This is a genomic window from Mucilaginibacter sp. UR6-1, assembly GCF_020880975.1.
GTDB lineage: Bacteria > Bacteroidota > Bacteroidia > Sphingobacteriales > Sphingobacteriaceae > Mucilaginibacter.
Map to the genome: position 1 here is coordinate 794,535 of NZ_JAJIWP010000002.1, position 15,267 is coordinate 809,801.

11 protein-coding genes are annotated in these 15,267 nt (G+C 43.9%); 8 read left to right on the top strand and 3 right to left on the bottom strand.

From position 1 onward, the window contains the following. The first annotated feature begins 9 nt into the window (after positions 1–9). A complete protein-coding gene (locus tag LJ707_RS08860; protein ID WP_228950448.1) occupies positions 10–1,026 on the top strand; it encodes a LacI family DNA-binding transcriptional regulator in 1,017 nt (338 codons plus the stop codon). 9 nt (positions 1,027–1,035) lie between these two features. Here LJ707_RS08860 and LJ707_RS08865 read toward each other — a convergent pair whose 3' ends face one another. After that, positions 1,036–3,411 carry a mechanosensitive ion channel family protein gene (locus LJ707_RS08865; RefSeq protein ID WP_228950449.1) on the bottom strand — a complete coding sequence of 792 codons (2,376 nt, stop codon included), beginning with the start codon at positions 3,409–3,411 and terminating at the stop codon, positions 1,036–1,038. A 194-nt stretch (positions 3,412–3,605) separates the two neighbouring features. On the opposite strand from LJ707_RS08865, the gene LJ707_RS08870 reads away from it, so the two are divergent. From LJ707_RS08870 to guaB, 3 genes are all read left to right on the top strand, one after another. Continuing rightward, a complete protein-coding gene (locus tag LJ707_RS08870) occupies positions 3,606–4,883 on the top strand; it encodes a pitrilysin family protein (RefSeq protein WP_228950450.1) in 1,278 nt (425 codons plus the stop codon). Between the two features lie 115 nt (positions 4,884–4,998). Then, positions 4,999–6,279, top strand: coding sequence for a pitrilysin family protein (locus LJ707_RS08875; RefSeq protein ID WP_228950451.1), 1,281 nt, complete (start codon positions 4,999–5,001; stop codon positions 6,277–6,279). A 337-nt stretch (positions 6,280–6,616) separates the two neighbouring features. Continuing rightward, positions 6,617–8,086 carry an IMP dehydrogenase gene (gene guaB, locus LJ707_RS08880; protein ID WP_228950452.1) on the top strand — a complete coding sequence of 490 codons (1,470 nt, stop codon included), beginning with the start codon at positions 6,617–6,619 and terminating at the stop codon, positions 8,084–8,086. A gap of 98 nt (positions 8,087–8,184) precedes the next feature. On the opposite strand, the gene LJ707_RS08885 is transcribed toward guaB, so the two are convergent. Then, positions 8,185–8,586 carry a DUF1573 domain-containing protein gene (locus LJ707_RS08885; RefSeq protein ID WP_228950453.1) on the bottom strand — a complete coding sequence of 134 codons (402 nt, stop codon included), beginning with the start codon at positions 8,584–8,586 and terminating at the stop codon, positions 8,185–8,187. 131 nt (positions 8,587–8,717) lie between these two features. Between LJ707_RS08885 and LJ707_RS08890 the strand changes: the two genes are divergently transcribed. The 4 genes from LJ707_RS08890 to LJ707_RS08905 all read left to right on the top strand — a co-directional run bounded on the left by LJ707_RS08890 (position 8,718) and on the right by LJ707_RS08905 (position 13,588). Then, on the top strand, positions 8,718–11,150 hold the full coding sequence (locus LJ707_RS08890) for a thiamine pyrophosphate-dependent enzyme (RefSeq protein WP_228950454.1): 2,433 nt from the start codon (positions 8,718–8,720) through the stop codon (positions 11,148–11,150). Positions 11,151–11,380: 230 nt separating this feature from the next. Next, a complete protein-coding gene (locus LJ707_RS08895; RefSeq protein WP_228950455.1) occupies positions 11,381–11,641 on the top strand; it encodes a hypothetical protein in 261 nt (86 codons plus the stop codon). A 360-nt stretch (positions 11,642–12,001) separates the two neighbouring features. Beyond that, positions 12,002–12,583: a nitroreductase family protein gene (locus tag LJ707_RS08900; RefSeq protein ID WP_228950456.1), complete on the top strand. Its 582-nt coding sequence runs from the start codon at positions 12,002–12,004 to the stop codon at positions 12,581–12,583. A 195-nt stretch (positions 12,584–12,778) separates the two neighbouring features. Further along, positions 12,779–13,588: a murein L,D-transpeptidase catalytic domain family protein gene (locus LJ707_RS08905; protein ID WP_228950457.1), complete on the top strand. Its 810-nt coding sequence runs from the start codon at positions 12,779–12,781 to the stop codon at positions 13,586–13,588. Positions 13,589–13,670: 82 nt separating this feature from the next. On the opposite strand, the gene LJ707_RS08910 is transcribed toward LJ707_RS08905, so the two are convergent. Next, positions 13,671–15,206, bottom strand: a complete 1,536-nt coding sequence (locus tag LJ707_RS08910; protein ID WP_228950458.1) for a L,D-transpeptidase family protein — start codon at positions 15,204–15,206, stop codon at positions 13,671–13,673. Positions 15,207–15,267 lie beyond the last annotated feature (61 nt).

Consider the following 15,267-nt stretch of genomic DNA (forward strand, 5'->3'; position numbering starts at 1 on the left):
ACCAACTGCATGTCGAAAAAAAGGCTGTCTATCGTTGATATTGCCAATAACCTTAACATATCAAAAACAACGGTATCATTTATACTTAACGGTCGGGCTAAAGAGAAGCGCATAAGTGCCGATATGGTTGAAAAGGTGCTTAAATATGTTAAAGAGGTTGGCTACAAACCCAATTCGCTGGCTAAAAGCCTGCGTACCGGCAAATCAAACACCATAGGCCTGATCGTAGAGGATATTTCAAACCCGTTTTTTGGCAGCATAGCCCGGTTGATTGAGGATAAGGCTTACAAGAACGGTTACAAGATAATTTATTGCAGTACCTATAACGATACACAGAAAACCAAGGATATGATCAGCATGTTTCGTGACAGGCATGTTGATGGCTATATTATTGCCCCGCCCGAGGGTGTGGAAGAGGATATCACCTCGCTGCTGAACGAATCAATGCCCGTTGTATTGTTTGACCGTTACCTGCCTACTGTTGATACGGATTATGTAGTAGTGAACAACCAGTTTAGCGCCTATAATGCCACACAATACCTGGTAGGCCAGGGGTATAAAAACATCGCGCTTATCACCTTCTCTACAGATCAAACCCAGATGGTTGATAGGATAAAAGGCTATAAAATGGCGCTGAAGGAGCATGGTTTAAAACAGATCATCAAAGAGCTGCCTTTTTATGAGGATCTTACCGAATCGATCACCGCTTTCCTGAAATCGCGCAAGGGTATTGATGCCATTTTGTTTGGTACCAACCGCGATGCTACCTACGCCCTTAAAATAATGCATAGCCTCGGCATCAGCATACCTAATGATATAGCCGTAATATCCTTTGATGATTCGGACGCGTTCGAGCTGCATACGCCGCAAATAACCACCATTGCCCAGCCCATTGAGGATATGGCCGAACACATTATCACCATACTGCTTGATAAACTGAACAAGAACGGTGCTGATATAAAAAACCAGTCCATCATATTACATACCGATCTGGTGGTAAGAGGTTCTTCGCAGCGTGCAAAGTGATAGGCTGAACTACATTGTTTTTATTTCGATCTCCTTAAAGCGGGTAAGCAATTGCTGCAGCAGCCTGCTTTTAAAACCGGCCTCGGCATATATATTGGTTATCCATACCAGTATTTTAAGCTCAATGCTATCTGCCCCAAACGAGTTGATAAGCAGTTCGGGCGGCAGATTTTTTACCCTGTCGTCGGTTTTATTTACTTCCTCGTCAATTATCTTTTTGATGGCTTCCAGATCGGTATCTATCCCCACCTTAAAAACGATCTCTGTTTTCAGATAATCGTTGCTCAGGGTCCAGTTCACCAGGCGGCCCGATAGCAGATCGCCGTTAGGGATGATCACCTCGCTGCCCTGCGGCGTAAGCATTTTGCTTGAGCGGATGCCAATGTCCTGCACCTTGCCTTTTTTATCAGCCAGTTCAACGTAATCACCAATACGAAACGGTTTCTCAAAAATAAGGATAATGCCCGATACAAAGTTGTTCACAATGTTCTGCATCCCCAGGCCAATACCAACCGAAAGGGCACCCAAAACCACGGTCAGCTTATCAAGCGGAATACCCGAAGCGGTTATGGCTAACAATACGCCGATGATAATAATAACCAGCCTTATCAAGGCCAGTTTTGAACCTTTGTGCTCTATTTTATCACTTATGGTGCTGCTTGTGCCGCCTTCGCCAAATAATACGCCCACATGTTTTTGCAATATATTGGCGAGGTACACAATAACGGCAAAAAACAGTACATTGCTCAGCGTGAACTTAACACTGCCAAATGCCCGCTCTTTTATAAGCACCTGTTGTGTAAAAGCGTATATGCCACCGGCAATGCTCAGGTTAATCATAAACACCAGCAGCCATAATATTACAGCTACTACCGTAAGGGCTTTTTTAAATGATGCGCGCGAGCGGCTCACGCTGATGCGCGAAAATAATCCTTCGGAACAAGCACTTACCTTGATCTGTAACTCCAGGGCATCGCTTAGTATTTGTATAAATATCGCCAGCCCTATTATTTGTGTTAAGCCGATAATAGCCGTAGTGCTGTAAACCTTAGCCAGGCTTATACGGCCAAAAATATTGAGTATAACGGCCAAGCCGTTGAGTAATACAAATATGTATAGCACCGGTTTGGTAAGCTTTTGCGATACACCCTCCTCGCGTAGCCGCCGGGTAAACAGAATGCCGGTATAAATGGCAAACACATTTAATCCCATTAGCCACAAGCGCATCCATACGGCATCCTGCACTACTGATGTGGTGAGCACAATTACTATGTACAAACCCGTTACAAACACCCAGTATTTTATATCATTTTTACTCAGATCCCGCCAAAACAGAACGGTTAACACCGCTAACGATAAAAACTGTGTAAGCTCAATATACAGCGATGGCGCATCGGGCTCAAACAATGGTGCAAGGTTTAGTACAAGCATAATTGTTGCCAATACCGGGTACGGGCTGATGTATTTAAAGTTGATTTGGCCCACCTTGTCGCGCAGACTGGTTTGCCTGATCTTTTTGAAATTGCGAAACACCCATATATAAAACGCTATACCGGCAAGCAGCAGCAGCACACGGTTATCCCACGATGAATCAAAAAAATAACCTAATATTTTGTTCTGCCCCTCAAAGGATGATGAAATCAGTTTAAACAGATCGTTATTCTGGCTTTTTGCCGGTGCCGACCATATATAAGGCGCTTCGCGGCCAAGCGCGCTCCGGCCCGATTGCTGCAAACGCTCATCAATAGCGCTTTGCATATCGTTAACGGTAAGGTATAGTGCCGATACATCTGCCAGTAGTTGGCTTATGGTATCTAACCCGGCACTGGTTACCTTGCCTGCCCCCTGTAACCTTAATTTTATATTCGCTAATTGTGATGAATAAAGCCTTTTCTGCGTGGTGTCCCTGTTATCAACCGTCAGCAGCGAGTCGTTACTTAGCGCCACCACCTTGTCCGCCCGCTGTTGCAGTTCGCTATTAAGCTTGGTGAGCCTTGTTTGCCAGTCGGTTAGTTTTGATTGCGCATCTTTCAGTATCAGGTTATAACTTAAAAGGCTTTTGGTATCAATTACTTTTTTGGTAACGGCAAGGTCGCTTTTAACAGGGTTAACGTTGGTTATAATCTCTTCAAGTCCGTTGCGTATGCCATCAATCCGGTAGCCTTTTTTGTTGGCTGAGTTAATATCCGTTATGGCTGCCTGTGCCTGCTGTATCTTAAAAAGCAGGGTATCCGGTATGGTATTTACGGTATCGGCGGTGGCGTGTTTATCCTGCGCGTGTGTGGTTTGGTAATTTGATAACAGGGAAAATATACCGGCCATCAGCCCATATAAATACCGGTTAAAGTTTGTATTGAGTATAAATGTTCCTGTTTTTATTACCATAACAGCAGTTTTTATTATAACCTGATTTATAAAACTTGTTTAATTGGTAATGGTTTTCTTAATATGAAGTATGAGTTAAATTCAGTGTTAAGCCAGTGTGCGCTTTTTTACAAAATCAAAACAACTTAGCTGCGCTTCAATACCTAAAAATTATACCTTTACCACATTCTGAAAAAATAGATATATACTGATACATGGTTAAATTCAACCGTTTTACATTGAGCAATGGCCTGCGGGTAATTGTTCATGAAGATAGCACTACACCCATGGCGGTGGTTAATATATTATATGATGTTGGCGCACGTGATGAAAACCCCGGGCAAACCGGTTTTGCGCACCTATTTGAACATTTGATGTTTGGCGGCTCGGTTAACATACCGGCCTATGATGAGCCCTTGCAGCGTGTAGGCGGCGAAAATAATGCCTTTACAAGTAACGATATTACCAACTATTACATCACCCTGCCATCGGCCAACCTGGAAACAGCCTTTTGGCTGGAAAGCGACCGCATGTTAAGCCTTGCCTTTAGCGAGAAAAGCCTTGAGGTGCAGCGTAACGTAGTGATAGAGGAGTTTAAACAGCGTTATTTGAACCAGCCTTACGGCGATGTATGGTTAAAACTGCGCCCCATGGTGTATAAACAGCACCCTTACCGCTGGGCTACCATAGGGCAGGAGATAGCCCATATTGCCGATGCTAAAATTGAGGATGTAAAAGCATTTTTTAAAAAGCATTACAACCCGCAAAACGCCATTATGGTAGTGGGCGGAGATGTGGACACCGAACAGGTAAAACAGCTTGCCGAAAAATGGTTTGGCCCTATCCCGGCAGGTGAAAAGTATAACCGTAAATTGCCTGTTGAGCCCGAGCAGCACGAAGAGCGCCGTGATACAGTTACAGCTAAAGTACCTTTAAATGATGTGTACATCGCTTTCCAGATGTGTGGCAGACTTGATGAAGGTTACCATACTGCAGAGCTGATGTCGGATATTTTGTCGCGCGGTAATTCGTCGCGCTTGTATCGTAGTTTGGTAAAGGAGAAGCAATTATTCAGTGAGGTGCATGCATACATTACCGGTAGTTTGGATAAAGGGATGTTTGTGCTGGAGGGTAAGCCTTTGGAAAATATAACCGTTGAAGCCGCCGAGGCTGCCATTTGGCAGGAGCTGGAACGCCTTAAAAGTGAAGATGTACCGGCTGATGAGCTTACCAAAGTGAAAAACAAAACAGAATCGACTATGGTGTTCTCAGAAATGGCGCTGCTTGAAAAGGCCATGAACCTGGCCTGGTTTGAGCTGTTGGGCGATGCCGAAATGCTGAACCAGGAAACAGACAAATATCTGGCTATCACTACGCAGCAGGTAAGGGAGCAGGCTAACACCATCTTCAGGAAAGATAACTCCTCAACATTAATTTACCTGGCCGAGAAATCAGTTTTAAGCAATCAGTTGACAGTTGATAGTGAGCAGTAATCAGTTTGCAGTGTGCGGTTTGCAGTTGACAGTTTGCAGTAATTAGTTTGCGGTTACCAGTATGCAATGACTAATGACCATTGCCAATGACTACTGCCCAATGAAAGAATGACCAATGACAATAGATAGAACCACAGCGCCTGAATTTAAGGCGATAAATGATATAAGTTTGATTGAGCCGCAGCATATTAAGCTGGCCAACGGCTGCAATGTATTTTGTTTTAACAACGGCGGGCAGGAGTTGCTGCGCATGGAGTGGGTATTTGGTAACCTGCGTTTTGATGCCGCCAAACCTATGCTTAATCAGGCCATAATGGCCCTGCTTACAGAGGGTACGCAAAACTATACCTCGGCGCAAATTGCCGATAAGGTTGATTTTTACGGCGCTTTTTTACAGGCCGAGTATGGGTTTGATCATTCGCAGGTTACGCTGTTTAGCCTTAACAAGCATTTAAGCGAAACCCTGCCGATGGTTAAGGAGGTGCTGACCAATGCCATCTTTCCGCAAAAGGAGGTAGAAACATATGTGCGTAACCAGCAACAAAAATTGCAGGTAAGTTTGCAAAAAAATGATGTTGTAGCACGTCGTGTATTTAATAAAGCCTTAAATGGCGATACTATTTATGGTTTTGCCGGTGAAGCTGCCGATTACCAGGCGCTTGACCGTGCCGACCTGCTGGAGCATTACAAACACATGTTCCGCCCGGATAATTGCACGCTCATCATCGCCGGTAAAATAGAAGAGCAGGCGCTGGATATGATCAATGATCTGTTTGGCAAAAGCTGGGAGAACACAGGTGAACCGGCCGACACCACTCAGCCCGAAGTAGTACGAAGCCCTGAACGTTTTTATTATACCGAAAAGCCGGATGCCCTGCAATCGGCCATACGTTTGGGTATACCGGCAGTTAATCGTACGCATCCCGATTTTCCGGCTTTGCAGGTGCTAAACACCGTTTTAGGTGGTTATTTTGGTTCAAGGCTCATGACCAATATCCGCGAGGATAAGGGTTATACCTATGGCATAGGCTCGGGTATCAGTTCGTTAAAGCACAACGCCTTGTGGTTCATCGCATCCGAAGTAGGGGCTGATGTATGCAAGGCCGCCGTTGCCGAAATAGAGAAGGAGCTTAACCTGCTGAGTACAGAACTGATAGCCGATGATGAACTGGAGCTGGTAAAAAATTATATGCTCGGCTCATTGCTTGGCAGCCTGGAAAATGTTTTCTCGCATGCTGATAAATTCAAGAATGTATATTTCGCCGGTATCGGGCTGGATTATTACAGGCAATACACCGAAAAGGTAAAAGCTGTAACAGCTACTGAACTGCAGCAATTGGCTAACCAATACCTAAACTTTGATAACTTTTATAAGGTTATTGTGGGTAAGTATTGATAGGTGTTAAGTTGCGTTTGGGGTAGACTCACACGGTCGTGGCTACGCCCGACCACCCTCTCTTCGCCTGCGGCGAAAAGAGGGTAGGTATAATACTAAGTAGGCAGTTTATTAATAATCATGATATAAATTCCTCTCCCTCTTTGCGCTTGCGCAGAGAGGGAAGTCAAGCGTAGCGAAGACAGGGTGAGTCAACCTATGAGTCAACTTTATCCCGTCATTATCACCCCAAAGCAATAATAAGGTTACCGGGTACGAATTAGTTACCCGGTATGCTAAAAATCAAAATAAAATCTTACCTTTGCCCGGCAAATAATAACTCCTAAAATTATTTGCTATGCAGCCAGACTCCTCAAAATTTGTCGCCGAAGGTTTAACGTATGATGATGTATTGCTCTTACCGGCATACTCTGAAATACTCCCACGCGAAGTTGACACATCCTCTTATCTTACTAAAAAAATAAAGCTGAACGTGCCGTTGGTTTCCGCCGCTATGGATACCGTTACCGAGGCGCAGCTTGCTATTGCCATTGCACAGGCAGGCGGCTTGGGCATGCTCCACAAAAACATGAGCATACAACGCCAGGCCGATGAAGTGCGCAAGGTAAAACGTTCAGAAAGTGGTATGATACAGGACCCGGTTACCCTTAACGTAAACGCTTTACTGGCTGATGCCTTTAAAATTATGCGCGAGTTCAGGATAGGCGGTATCCCGGTAGTGAGTGATAATGGCGAGCTTAAAGGCATCATAACCAACCGCGATCTGCGTTTTGAGAAAGACGGCAACAAAAAGGTTGAGGATGTAATGACCAAGCTTAACCTGATCACCGCGCCAAAAGGCACTACGCTGATACAGGCCGAGGAGATATTGCAAAACCACAAAATTGAAAAACTGCCTGTAGTTGATGATCAGAATATACTAATCGGTTTGATCACCTTTAAGGATATCCAGAAATTTAAAAACTTCCCTAACGCCTGTAAGGATGAGCATGGCCGCCTGCGTGTAGGTGCCGCGGTAGGCGTAACCGCCGATACTATGGAGCGTGTTGACGCCCTGGTTAAAGCCGGTGTTGACGTTATCGCTATTGATACGGCCCACGGCCACTCAAAGGGAGTTATTGATAAACTGAAAGAAGTAAAAGCAAAATATCCTGACTTGCAGGTTATAGCCGGTAACATTGCCACTGGTGATGCTGCCAAGGCCCTTGCTGATGCCGGTGCCGATGCCGTTAAGGTTGGTATTGGTCCGGGTTCAATTTGTACTACCCGTATTATAGCCGGTGTAGGTGTACCACAATTATACGCTGTTTACGAGTGCGCCAAAGCTCTTGAAGGTACAGGCGTACCGGTAATAGCCGATGGTGGTATAAAGCACACAGGTGATATTGCGAAGGCTATCGCTGCCGGTGCAAGTTCTATTATGGCAGGTTCGTTGTTTGCCGGTGTTGAGGAGTCGCCGGGTGAAAGCATTATTTACGAAGGCCGCCGCTTTAAATCATACCGTGGTATGGGTTCAATAGAGGCTATGGAGCAGGGCTCAAAGGATCGTTACTTTCAGGATGTTGAGGATGACATTAAAAAGCTGGTACCTGAAGGCATTGTAGGCCGTGTGCCATACAAAGGCACCCTGGCCGAAATAGTTTACCAATATGTAGGTGGTTTACGCGCCAGTATGGGTTACTGCGGCGCTAAGGATGTACCAACGCTGCAAAAAGCAAAATTTGTACGCATCACCGCTTCAGGTATCCGCGAATCGCACCCGCATGATATTACCATCACTAAAGAAGCACCGAACTATACCCGTTAATCAGGATTAGTTTTATTCCATAAAAAAAATCCCTTACCGTAATGGTAAGGGATTTTTTTGTTAAGAGAGATTTTCATCTCCCGGTATTAAAGTAAAAATTATCTTGTTGTCGCTTTGGCATCCTTAGCGGTGACTTCGCCCACAATAATCAGATTTTTTTGCGGAGTTTTAGCGTTTGAGGTTACCACAATGGTTTTGCTGAATGGTGATACCGCGGCTGCATTATAAGTTACCTTGATATTACCTTTTTCGCCCTTTTTAACCGGGGTTTTGGTAAAATCGGCAATAGTACAGCCACATGTTGGCCTTACATCAGCTAAAATTAACGGCTCATCGCCCACGTTGGTAAACACAAATACGGTTGAAACCGGTGTGCCTTGCGGAATTTTGCCAAAATCGTGTTTTTCTTCAACAAACTTAAATTCAGGTTTGGTGTCTTGCGCCGAAGCTGTTAGGGCAAAGCCGAATACAACAGCGCATATTAGTAGTAACTTTTTCATATTCATCATAGTTGGTGTAACAAATATACTTATATTAACAGTAAACATACGTTAATTGACCGTTGTTTGATTGTAAAATATAAATTTACAAAATAGAATTTTATAATTTTACCGCTCAAACGGAATTTTATATGTCAAAAACTGCCCTCTATACCGCCGGAAATGATGATGCTGCCGAGCTCAGTTTTGATGATTTTAAAAAGATCGTCATTAATGATTACCGTGTAGGCTTTGAAAGCCGACAGGCAAGTTTGCTTGGCCGCCGCGAAGTGCTTACCGGCAAGGCCAAGTTCGGCATATTTGGCGATGGTAAAGAAGTGGCGCAGATAGCCATGGCCAAGGCCTTCCGTAATGGCGATTGGCGCGCGGGTTATTATCGTGATCAAACCTTCATGTTCGCTACGGGCATGAGCAATCTTAAAGAATTCTTCGCGCAGCTATATGCGCATCCTGATACTGAGAAAGAACCTGCCTCGGGCGGCAGGCAGATGAACTGCCATTATGCTACCCGCTATGTTAACCCTGATGGTACGTGGATAAACCAGGCGGAGAGCATGAACTGCTCGTCAGACATGTCAACCACAGGCGGGCACATGCCGCGTTTGCTGGGTTTGGCCTATGCCTCAAAGCTCTACCGTCAAAACCCGGATTTGCACCAATTCAACAATTTTTCGGTAACCGGTAACGAGGTTGCCTTTGGTACCATAGGTAACGGCTCCACATCCGAGGGTTTGTTTTTTGAAACCTTTAACGCCGGCGGCGTATTGCAGGTGCCTATGGCAATATCCGTATGGGATGATGCTTATGCCATATCGGTACCGGCAAGCCTGCAAACTACCAAGGAGGATATATCCGAAGCATTACAGGGCTTTCAGCGCGAAAAAGGCACCAACGGGTACGAGATATTTAAAGTACGCGGCTGGGATTATGTAGCACTTTGCGAAACTTACCAATATGCCATACGTCTTTGCCGCGAACAGCATGTACCGGTAATGATACACGTTACCGAGATGACGCAGCCCCAGGGGCACTCTACGTCAGGCTCGCACGAGCGCTATAAATCAAAAGAGCGACTGGCATGGGAGGATGAGTATGATTGCCTGAAACAGATGCGTAAATGGATGATAGAATCGGCCGTTGCTACTGCGGAGGAGATAGACGAGATGGAAGCCGCGGCAAAAAAATACGTGCGCGACTGCCAGCGTGAAGCCTGGAACGAGCTGACCGCCGAGATAGAGGCCGAAATGGATGAAACCGTTAAGCTGATAGATCAGTTGGCTATGTATTCATCAGCAAGGGATGAACTGAACACTGTTATAGCACACCTGCGTGCCGGTGTTGATCCCGGTCGTAAAGATATGGTTGCCGCCGTGCGTAAGGCCCTGCGCTTAACCACGCACGAGCAGCTTGCCGAGCGCCAGGCCTTGCTTGACTGGCTTACCGATGAAAAGGAAAAAAATAGCCAGCGTTATAATTCAAAACTTTTTTCAAATACCCCATTCTCGCCGCTTAACGTACCTGTTATTGCAGCCGAGTATGATGATAGCGCCAAAGTGCTTGACGGTAGAGAGGTGCTAAACGCATGCTTTGATGCCAACTTTGAGCGCGACCCGCGTATAGTTGCCTTTGGTGAGGATGTTGGTGCCATAGGCGACGTAAACCAGGGATTTGCCGGTTTGCAAAGCAAGTTTGGCGATTTGCGTATTACCGATACCGGCATTCGCGAATCAACCATTATAGGGCAGGGGGTAGGTCTGGCCATGCGTGGTTTGCGCCCGATTGCCGAAATACAATATATGGATTACCTGCTCTACTCCATCAACGTATTGAGCGATGATTTGGCCAGCCTGAGCTACCGTACCGCCGGCGGACAAAAAGCGCCCCTGATTGTACGTACACGCGGCCACCGTTTAGAAGGGATATGGCATTCAGGCTCGCCAATGGGTTTGATACTGAACTCAATGCGTGGCCTGCATATTTGCGTACCCCGTAACATGACGCAAGCTGCCGGTATGTATAATACCCTGTTGCGCGGTGATGAGCCTGCATTGGTAGTGGAATGCCTTAATGGCTATCGCCTGAAGGAAAAACTACCTGTAAACGTAGGCGATTTTACCGTACCATTAGGTAAGGCCGAGGTATTACATGAGGGTATGGATATTACTGTGGTATCATACGGCTCCACCTTGCGTGTGGTGCAGGAAGCATTGCCCGAACTGGAAAAGCTGGGTGTAAGTGTTGAACTGATCGATCCGCAAACGCTTTATCCGTTCGATCTGGATAATGCCTGTGGTGCATCCCTGCAAAAAACCAATAAGCTGTTGGTGGTTGATGAAGACCTCCCCGGAGCGGCATCGGCTTATATCCTGCAAAAAATAATAGAGAACCAAAACGGTTATTATTTTTTAGACGGTCAACCCAAAACACTAACGGCTAAAGAACACCGCCCGCCTTACGGCTCGGATGGTGATTATTTTACCAAACCTAATGTTGATGATGTGATAGAAGCGATATACACAATGGTAAGCGAAAGCAACCCAACTAAATTTCCGCCAATATTTTAAATAGAATACACTAAATAACAATGCCTTCCTGATTATATTTGGGGAGGCATAACTGTTTATATGAGATACCTCATCCTTATCCTCCTACTAATCTCCGGGCTTAATGGTTACGCCCAATATCCGTTTGAGAAATATCCGAAAACTAAGTATAAGGTTGTGCCTTTTAATGTAGTATTGCAGAATGATACTCAGTTTGTAGCGAAATCTGCAGAATATAACAATACGTTGTCATGTTAAATAGTAAAGGTGACATGGCAGAGGTCTTATTATATCATCGAAATAAGATTATCAAAAAATTTAAAGTTGATTTAGGTTTGCTTTGGATTGCTTTCCCATCAGATTCTGCTTTATATGCAGCCGATATCGATGGCAACGGTTTGATCGATTTTAAACTTAGAACTTATAACAATGGTAGTGGCTTGGCCGGTTCACTAATGCACAAGCTGTTTTTATTTAATAGAGGTAGTAACAAGTTCTCGGGTGTACATTGATATTGATTTGTTTGATAACGACGAACGTGACTTAAACAATAATGGGCGTTATGAGATTATAACTCAGCATTATTTGCAGTATACTCAAAATAACCACGCTTATTGGGTTTTTGATCTGTTCAACTTTCGAAATGGGAAACTTTTTAACGTTGGTGCAGCAAATAATTATCCCATATTGGTTCAGTTTCTTTATCGGGATAACTACAAAATAACCAATCACTTTACCCGGAAGCAAATGAAAAAGTTCTCAGTAAAAACACCGCAATTTTTCGAGTATTTCGAGTAATTAAGCCATAGCTATTACACCACGCCGTAAAATTTATTTAATTTGCGCCCGTTTTAAAACAAGAATATATTTTTATGGATAACAACACATTTTCAACCATATCAACCGTAATTAAAACCCGCCGTACTATTAAGCCGGGCACAATGAACGGTCAAAAAATTCCAAACGGGCATATCGCCGCTATACTTGAACTGGCCGACTGGGCACCAACCCACGCCTTTACCGAGCCATGGCGCTTTGTGATCTATGAAGATCCGACCGTATTTTGTAAGCAACACGCCGAATTATACAAAACACATACTCCGGCCGAAAACTTTAAGGAGGCTACTTATACCAATCTGCAAAATATTGGTAATAATGCATCGCATGTGGTAATCGCTGTCATGAAGCGCGGCAGCAACCCTAATATTCCGGCCCTTGAAGAGGTTGCGGCAGCATCAGCGGCTGTACAAAACATTTTGCTGGCTGCAACATCGTTAAACATCGGTTCATTTTGGAGCACCGGCGGCATGACGCTTAAACCGGCCATGAAGAATTTTTTGGAGCTTGCCGAAGAAGATGCTGTGCTTGGTTTGCTTTACTTAGGTTATACTGATAACCAGCCCGAAGGCAGACGCGTAACCCCGCTTGAAGAAAAAGTAAAATGGGTAAAATAACGCTGTTGGTATAACTGATTGATCTTAAATAGCTTTAAAAGAAATTTTATTTCTTTTAAAGCTATTGTGTTATTGGGGTGACAATAAAGCAGCCATTTATACGTATATTTGTATAACAATTTGTAATTATACAATCCTTTCTAACCTAAATCTCGACGCTTTTAAAATTATTAACTGAACTAATTTTAATTGAATATGAGAAAATATTTTTTGTGGGTAGCCTGCACTATTTTGATCGTGTTTTCAATAGGTTTTATTAGTTGGAGCCCTGCTTCAATCAATCATAAAACCAATACAGTTAAGGTTACCTCAACTACAAAACATGCTGCTACGCTTAGCGAATTATACGGGCAATATGTTACCGATATTTATAATAACGCGCAGCTACAGCTAACCGGTATGGATGCCCTTGTTTTTCAGAAAGCGATAACAGGTTACATCAATCTTAAAATTGCACACAAACTGCCTGAGAATAGTAATGTAATTACAGTGGTTGATTTTAATAAATCCAGCCGCGATAAACGTATGTGGATCATTGATGTAGCAGCCAAGAAATTATTGTTAAACACATGGGTTTCGCACGGGCAGGGTAGTGGTGATGATATGGCGACAGCATTTTCAAACACTGAACATTCGCATCAAAGTAGTTTAGGCTTTTATGTTACCGATGGTGTTTATATTGGTAAACATGGCCGGTCATTAAAACTTGATGGCATGGATGCCGGTTTCAACAGCAATGCCCGTCAGCGTGCTATTGTTGTACATGCTGCTGATTATGTGAGCCAGGCATCAATTAACCAGTTAGGCCGTTTAGGCCGCAGCCATGGTTGTCCTGCTGTATCGCCCGAAGTGTGCGAAACGGTTATCAACACCATTAAAGGAAAAAATATGTTGTACATAACCGGTAATGATGCCCGTTATGCTTCAAAATATCTTGATGAAAATGTAGCTGAGCAGTTTTTATTCGCTACCGCTTCAACTCAAAATGTAGCTAAAGTTCTTTAACAAGTATCTTCTTTATAAAACAAAACGGTGTATGCTGGTAAAGCATACACCGTTTTGTTTTATAAGCTGTTTTTAGGTTCAATTACACTGTTAATAGCTTTTTCATTTGGCCGTAAAGCACTACGTCAAGTCCGTATACATCAGGCCTGAATTGTATTTTTCCACCTTCATCAGCCCAGCAGGTAACATAAGTTAAATATACCGGCACTTTATTAGGCAATGCTATATCAGTAGGTTCCGGGCTTGGGTTTTCCATTTTCTCAACTATGGTTTTGTATTTATCGCCATTGCCAAACAGCGCTTCAGCCAGTTTTTGCGGTTGTTCAACACGTACACAACCATGACTTACAGCGCGCATATTTTGGTTGAACGCGTTTTTTGCCGGTGTATCATGCAGATAAACACTGCTGCCATTTTTAAACAGAAATTTGATCTTACCCAAAGCATTGCCATCACCGGGGCGTTGTTTAAAAGAATATTCAGTTTTTGACGCACTGCCCCAATCAATCGTTTCAGGATCATCAACCTTTTTGCCATTACGGTATACATCAATCCCCTTGTTATCTAAATAATAAGGGTCCTGCGCGGCCTCAACCATAATTTCTTTCGATGCTATGCTGGTTGGAATGTTCCATACCGGGTTTACCTGTACGGTATAGATCTGGCTATTCAATTGTGGCGTTTCGCGGGAGAACGGACGGTCAACCTTGTCGCTTTCATCGTACTCAACTAAGGTAACATCCTTGTCCATATTGCGCCCTTCGCCTACACAAACCTTCATATTTAAAGCTGATTTGCCGTCCTCCATTACATCTAAGCGATAATCAGGTATATTAACGATCACGTATTTCTTAGCATCCGGCTTGTTTTTCCAACGCAGGCGTTCAAGGTTTACCGCGAAATAACGCTCGCTTTCTTCGGCTGATAGCCCCGGTGCCTGTACCTTATCGGCCAGTGCTTTTTGCAGGGCCTTGTATTGCGGGCTTTTAGGCTGTATGCTATCAAGGTAATTTTTCAATTCCTTAACAGCGAATATCTTTTTATTAGATGCACTGTCAGGCCGTAGCGTTGCAGTGTAATAGCGCTGGTATATTTTGCGTGGACTAATCAAACCGTACTGCATGGCGTTTGAATATCTCATCAATGAATTGGCAGTAAGTAGCTCCAGTTTAGCTAAAGTGCTGTAAGCCTGCTCCACATTTTTAATGGCTTTTTTATCTTCCATTCGTGCAAGCAATGCCTTAATGGTATCAGTACGAAATATTTGCGGATTGATGCCATGCTGTGAGGCATTGCTTAAATAAGTGGTCAGGATTTTTAAGCCATCCTCTTTTAAATTATTAAGTACCAGCGTAGGCTCATATTCATTTTGGCTGTAGTATGATGCGATTACGTCGGGGTAGGTGAGGCTGCTTTTGTTGTCGGCCATGGCTTTTTTAAACGCCTCGGCAAACCCTTCGTTGGTCATGTCCTTAAAAGCTTTGTTACCGGTTGCTTTGGCCATTTCTTTTCCTAAGTCCGACTTGCTTTTTTTACAGCCCGGTATAATGGCTATAAAGGCCAGGGCAACTGCCGCTACAAATAATAAGGCTTTTTTATGGGTTGTTTTAGTTATCATATATAATGGTAAATGTGTTGCACCGTTTAATGCAATAGCCGTACCATAGTATTTACATGAG

What these genes read in the sequence shown, in the direction of transcription:
- LJ707_RS08875 (WP_228950451.1), top strand. Translation starts at nt 4,999, where the DNA reads ATGACAATAGATAGAACCACAGCGCCTGAATTTAAGGCGATAAATGAT.
- LJ707_RS08895 (WP_228950455.1), top strand. Translation starts at nt 11,381, where the DNA reads ATGTTAAATAGTAAAGGTGACATGGCAGAGGTCTTATTATATCATCGA.
- LJ707_RS08885 (WP_228950453.1), bottom strand. Translation starts at nt 8,586, where the DNA reads ATGAAAAAGTTACTACTAATATGCGCTGTTGTATTCGGCTTTGCCCTA.
- LJ707_RS08910 (WP_228950458.1), bottom strand. Translation starts at nt 15,206, where the DNA reads ATGATAACTAAAACAACCCATAAAAAAGCCTTATTATTTGTAGCGGCA.
- LJ707_RS08870 (WP_228950450.1), top strand. Translation starts at nt 3,606, where the DNA reads ATGGTTAAATTCAACCGTTTTACATTGAGCAATGGCCTGCGGGTAATT.
- LJ707_RS08890 (WP_228950454.1), top strand. Translation starts at nt 8,718, where the DNA reads ATGTCAAAAACTGCCCTCTATACCGCCGGAAATGATGATGCTGCCGAG.
- LJ707_RS08865 (WP_228950449.1), bottom strand. Translation starts at nt 3,411, where the DNA reads ATGGTAATAAAAACAGGAACATTTATACTCAATACAAACTTTAACCGG.
- LJ707_RS08905 (WP_228950457.1), top strand. Translation starts at nt 12,779, where the DNA reads ATGAGAAAATATTTTTTGTGGGTAGCCTGCACTATTTTGATCGTGTTT.
- guaB (WP_228950452.1), top strand. Translation starts at nt 6,617, where the DNA reads ATGCAGCCAGACTCCTCAAAATTTGTCGCCGAAGGTTTAACGTATGAT.
- LJ707_RS08860 (WP_228950448.1), top strand. Translation starts at nt 10, where the DNA reads ATGTCGAAAAAAAGGCTGTCTATCGTTGATATTGCCAATAACCTTAAC.
- LJ707_RS08900 (WP_228950456.1), top strand. Translation starts at nt 12,002, where the DNA reads ATGGATAACAACACATTTTCAACCATATCAACCGTAATTAAAACCCGC.